At 65.4% G+C, this 5274-nt stretch carries 5 protein-coding genes; 3 read left to right on the forward strand and 2 right to left on the reverse strand.

Translation table 11 applies throughout. From position 1 onward, the window contains the following. Positions 1-27: 27 nt before the first annotated feature. Positions 28-951 carry a sulfurtransferase gene (locus VW23_RS08080; RefSeq protein ID WP_069909069.1) on the reverse strand — a complete coding sequence of 308 codons (924 nt, stop codon included), beginning with the start codon at positions 949-951 and terminating at the stop codon, positions 28-30. Between the two features lie 221 nt (positions 952-1172). Between VW23_RS08080 and VW23_RS08085 the strand changes: the two genes are divergently transcribed. Both VW23_RS08085 and VW23_RS08090 read left to right on the forward strand, forming a co-directional pair. Then, positions 1173-1589: a thioredoxin family protein gene (locus VW23_RS08085; protein WP_069909070.1), complete on the forward strand. Its 417-nt coding sequence runs from the start codon at positions 1173-1175 to the stop codon at positions 1587-1589. A 6-nt stretch (positions 1590-1595) separates the two neighbouring features. Further along, a complete protein-coding gene (locus tag VW23_RS08090; protein WP_069909071.1) occupies positions 1596-2318 on the forward strand; it encodes a cytochrome c biogenesis CcdA family protein in 723 nt (240 codons plus the stop codon). 31 nt (positions 2319-2349) lie between these two features. On the opposite strand, the gene VW23_RS08095 is transcribed toward VW23_RS08090, so the two are convergent. Next, on the reverse strand, positions 2350-3381 hold the full coding sequence (locus tag VW23_RS08095) for a LacI family DNA-binding transcriptional regulator (protein WP_069909072.1): 1032 nt from the start codon (positions 3379-3381) through the stop codon (positions 2350-2352). Between the two features lie 204 nt (positions 3382-3585). Here VW23_RS08095 and VW23_RS08100 point away from each other — a divergent pair, with 204 nt between their 5' ends. Further along, positions 3586-5127: a sugar ABC transporter ATP-binding protein gene (locus tag VW23_RS08100; protein WP_069909073.1), complete on the forward strand. Its 1542-nt coding sequence runs from the start codon at positions 3586-3588 to the stop codon at positions 5125-5127. Positions 5128-5274 lie beyond the last annotated feature (147 nt).

Raw genomic sequence — 5274 nt, forward strand, 5'->3', positions numbered from 1 at the left:
GATCCCCTCAGGCGTCGCGCGGATGGCTTAGTTCTGGACGACGACCGGGCGGGACGGGTCGAGGGTCCACTGCGACATCGAACCGTCATAGAGGCGCACGCCCTTGAGGCCGGCGACCTCGGAGAGGCCGAACCAGGCGATCGAAGCGAGGTGACCGGTGTTGCAGAAGGTGATCAGGCCGTTGGTGTCGGTAACGCCGGCCTGCTGCACCAGCGCATCGATGGCGGCCTTACTGGCGAACTTGCCGGCGTCCTTGTCCCAGAACTTGTCGAAGTTGAGGTTCACCGCCGTCGGGATGGTGCCGAGCGACTGCACCGTGTTGGTCTTTTCCTTGCCGATGAACTGCGCCACCGAGCGGGCGTCGATCAGGTTGGTGTCGCTGGCGATGGCCTGTTCCACCTCGGCCACTTCGGCGCGCAGTTCCGGCCGCGGCTTGGCGGTGAAGCTACCGGCCACCGGGGTGACGACGTCGGTCGAGACCGCCTGGCCGGCATCGGCCCAGGCCTTGTAGCCGCCATCGAGCACGGTGACGTTGTCGTGGCCGAGCACCTTGAAGGTCCAGTAGACGCGGGTGGCGCCGCCGAATTCGGCAACATCGCTGCCGGCGGGCACGATCACCACCTGGGTGTCGTCGCTGACGCCGAGCGCCGCGATCTTGGCCGAGATATCCTCGAGCTTGGGGAGCAGGCCCGGGGCACCGTCGATCTTGGCGCGCCAGCCATAGGCGGCGTACTGCGCTTCCACGGCGCCCGGCACGTGGCCGGCGGCATAGGGGGCAGTGCCATCCTTGGGGGTGTCGCGGATATCGATGATCACCAGGTCGGGCTTGCCGAGCTGGCTGTTGAGCCAGGCGGCATCGACCAGCGGCTGATCGGTCAGCCGTTCGGCCTGCGCGCTGCCGGCGGCAGCAAGGCCGAGGACGAGCGCCGTAGCGAGGACGTTGAAACGCATTTAAGTATTCTCACTTTGAGCTTGAACTGGGCCGCATCATAGTCGCTCCAGCCTGCCCAATGCTGCCGACAGCTTTCCAATTTCCGGGGTGCGACAGGAATTTTCGGTTGCGCCGTGGCGCTGGCCGGTAATCAATTTCCCTGTGAGGCCATAGGCATGCGCGAGAGCGCAGGTGATAATGGTGCTCAAATCGACGGCTCGTCGTGCCGGAAAACCATTTCATGCGCCCATTGCTTCGCCTGCTCTTCACCTCCCTGTTCCTGTTGTCGCCTGCCTTGATCGCTCCGGCGCTCGCGGAAGAAGCGGTTGCGGCAGCGCCTGCCTCGCAGGTGCTCTCTTATGAGGGCGATGCCCAGCTAGCCGAGCTCGCCAGTAAGGGCACGACGGTGGTGTTCTTCTACGCCGCCTGGTGTCCGAACTGCCGCGCCACGGTGACCGAACTCAACGCCCGCTGGGACGAAGTGAACCCGGGCCTGACCCTGGTGATTGCCGACTATGACAAGGAGCAGGCGCTGAAGGCCCGCTTCGGCGTCACCTACCAGGATACGTTCGTGCTGCTCGACAAGGACGGCAAGGGCGTCGAGCTGTGGAACAGCGGTGGGGTCAACGGCCTCAACGCCCATACCAGCGCGCTCTGACCGCTGATGCTGGCAACTATCGCGCTCGCCTTCGTCGCGGGCGTCATCACCATCCTCTCGCCCTGCGTGCTGCCGCTGTTGCCGATGATCCTCGCGACGGCGACGCAGCAGGGCAAGGCGCGACCAATCGGGGTGATCGTCGGCTTCGTCCTCGCCTTTACCGCGGCGACGCTGGCGCTGAGCGCGCTGGTGCGGCTCTTGGGTGTGCCACCCGACATCAACCGTACGCTGAGTGCCGTGGTCCTCGCCATTCTCGGCCTGGTGCTGGTCATCCCCGGGCTGCAACTGCAGTTCGAGTGGCTGGCGAGCGGGCTTGCCGGGCGGGCGCCGGCCAGCCAGAGCAACGGCTTTGGCGGCGGCGTAGTGGTGGGCCTCGGGCTCGGCCTCGCCTGGAGCCCCTGTGTCGGGCCGATCATGGCCTCGGTGATCACCCTGGCGCTCAACCAGTCGTTGGGTTTCGGCGCAGTTGCGGTAACGCTCGCCTTCTCGCTCGGCACCGCCTTGCCGATGGCGGCGGTGCTGTTGGGCGGCCGGCAACTGGTCCGCCGCCTCGGCTGGTTCCAAAGCCATGCCGCGACCATCCAGCGGGTGTTCGGGGTGGTGCTGCTGCTGACGGCGCTCGCCATCTGGCTCGGCTGGGACCGTAGCGCGCAGATTCTGCTGCTCGAATGGTTCCCGGGGTGGGAGGGAGTGCTGACGAGCTGGGAGCCGCAGGTTCCGGTGAGCTGAAGCTTGCCAACTGCACCTGCAGCGGGCGGTCCTAAGGCAGCGACGACCGTGGTGGCGCCACCGAATTCCGTACGATGAGTTCGCTGCGCAGCAGCACGCTGTTGCGGTCGGGGCGGTTGCCTTCGAGCAGGCCGAGCAGCATGTCCATGGCGGCTTCGCCGATCCGCAAGCGCGGCTGCTTCATGGTGGTGAGCGAGGGGGTGACGAAGCTGGCGAACGAAATGTCGTCAAAGCCCATCACCGAGAACTGGCGCGGCAGGTCGTAGCGGCGGGCGGTGAGGGCGATGATCACCCCGAGCGCTGTCGCATCGTTGATGCAGAGGAACGCCGTCGGCAGCACGTCGCGGACGAACATGTGCTCGGTGGCCTGCCGACCGCTCTCGGTGGTGCCGTCGCCATCGAGGATCAGCAGCGGGTCGATGGCGATGCCGGCTGCTTCGAGCGCGGCGCGATAACCGCGCTCGCGCAGCTGATTCACCGCCCGGCTGGTGGAGTGGCCGATGAAGGCGATGCGGCGGTGGCCCTGCGAAATCAGATGCTCGGCAGCGAGGCGCGAACCCTCGAAATTGTCGACCCCGACGAACGGGATGTCGCTGTTGGGCACCGGCTCGTTCACCGCCACCATCGGCGGCAGCCGGGTTTCCTGGCCGGGCTGGGCATGGCCGTAGGGCAGGTGGCCGGTGAGGAGGATCATCCCGTCGGCCTGGTTGGAACTGATGAAGCGCAGATAGTCGGCCTCGCGCTCGGCATCGTTCTGGGTATTGCCGATCAAGACGCCGTAGCCGCGCTTGCTGGCCTCGGTCTCGAGCCCGACGAGGATGTTGGAGAAGTTCGGGTCGCCGACATCGGGCGCCAGAATCAGGATCATGTTGGATCGCCGCATGCGCAGCGAGCGGGCCATGGCGTTGGTGGTGTAGCCGGTGCGGGCGATAGCTTCGTTGACGCGGCGGCGCGTCTCGTCGGCGACCTTGGTGGGTTCGTTGATGGCGCGGCTGACGGTAGCGATGGAAACGCCGGCAATGGCCGCAACGTCTTCAATCGTAGCCAGTTTTTGTTGCTGCACGCGCTGCTCCGTCCACCGCCATCCGGCGAGGTGGTCCCCAGGAATCCCTTATCAGAAGGCGCGGCTTCCGCCAGTCGTCACGTCGCGAGGCTACACCAATGATGCGTCATGTAAACCTTTACATAGGTCATGAAAACCTTTACATCACCGATCACGGAAGTAGAGCCAGGAGGAACCGGCCGCTTCCCGGGGGAGGGCTCATCGATGTCGCACGCCGCTGACGCGTCAGCGCCGCCAATCCTTGCGGCAAGCCGGATTTCGAAGTCGTTCAACGACGTCCCGGTGCTGTTCAGCGTCGATTTCGAGGTCAGGCGCGGCGAAGTGCATGCGCTGATCGGCGAGAATGGCGCAGGCAAATCCACCCTCATCAAAATCCTTTCAGGCATCGAGCAGCCGAGCTCCGGCACGGTGATGTTCGACGGTAAGCCCGTTGTGCTGCCGCCCAACGGCCAGGCCGAGGCGATGGGCATCGTCCTGATCCACCAGGAGCTGAACCTCGCCGAGCACCTGACGGTCGCCGAGTCGATTTTTCTCGGCCGCGAGATCCGCCGCTTCGGCTTCCTCGATGTGGCAGAGATGCGCGCGAAGGCTCGCTCGATCCTCGAAACGCTGCATGTCCACGTCGATCCCGATACGCGCATCAGCACGCTGTCGGTGGCCGACAAGCAGATGGTCGAGATCGCCAAGGCGATCAGCCGCGATGCCCGCGTGCTGATCATGGACGAGCCGACCGCGGTGCTGTCGGTGGGCGAGACGCAGACGCTGTTCGAGCAGATCCGCCGGCTGACGGCACGCGGCGTCGCCATCATCTTCATCTCGCATAAGCTCGATGAGGTGATGGCACTGGCCAAGCGCGTCACCGTGCTGCGCGACGGGCAGCTGATCGCCACGGTCGGTACCGAAGTGATGACGCCGGATTCGGCAGCGCAGATGATGGTCGGCCGCGAGCTCACCAACCTCTATCCGCCCAAGCACGAACCGGATGTCGACGCGCCCATCGTGCTGTCGGTGCGCAAGCTCGAGGCGCCGGGGGTGCGCAACATCTCGTTCGACATGCGACGCGGTGAGATTCTCGGCTTTGCCGGGCTGATCGGCTCGGGCCGCACCGCGGTGGCCGAAGCGATCGTCGGGCTGGTGCACCGCGCCGCCGGCGAGGTGCAGGTCAACGGCAAGCCAGTGAATTTCACCCGGGTGGCGCAATCGGTGAGCGCCGGCCTCGCCTACATGACCAAGGATCGGAAGGGCAAAGGCCTGCTGCTCAATATGGGCCTCAGGCCCAACCTGACGCTGCTGACGCTCGGCAAGCACCTCAAGGCCGGCTTTCTCGATTTTTCCAGCGAGCAGAAGGCGCTCGATCGCGCCGTGCGCCGCTTCGATATCCGAGCCCGCGACCCCTCGGTGGCGGTGGGGCGGCTGTCGGGCGGCAACCAGCAGAAGCTGATGCTGGGCAAGACGATGGAGTCGGAGCCCGACATCATCATCATGGATGAGCCGACGCGCGGCATCGATGTGGGCACCAAGCAGCAGATCTATCACATCATCGCGGCGCTGGCCGCCGAGGGTAAATCGATCATCGTGATCTCGTCGGAAATGCAGGAAGTGATCGGGCTCAGCCACCGCGTGGTGGTGATGCGCGAGGGCCGTATGGCCGGCCTGCTCGAGGGCGCCGAGATCACCGAGGCGGAAATCATGCGGTACGCCGCAGGCATCAAGCAGAGTGGGAATGATGAGCGCATCAGCGCCTGACGCAACGGTGAAGCCGGCACGCAGCAGGCCATGGCTCATCAGCAGCTGGCGATGAAACCACTTGATGCCCCGCATGGCGTAAGCGAGCAGTTCGATGCTTTCGTCGGCGATCGGCTGGGCGGCGTAAAAGCCGAAATGCGACTCGCA

Origin of the sequence: Devosia insulae DS-56, assembly GCF_000970465.2 — a bacterium.
GTDB lineage: Bacteria > Pseudomonadota > Alphaproteobacteria > Rhizobiales > Devosiaceae > Devosia_A > Devosia_A insulae.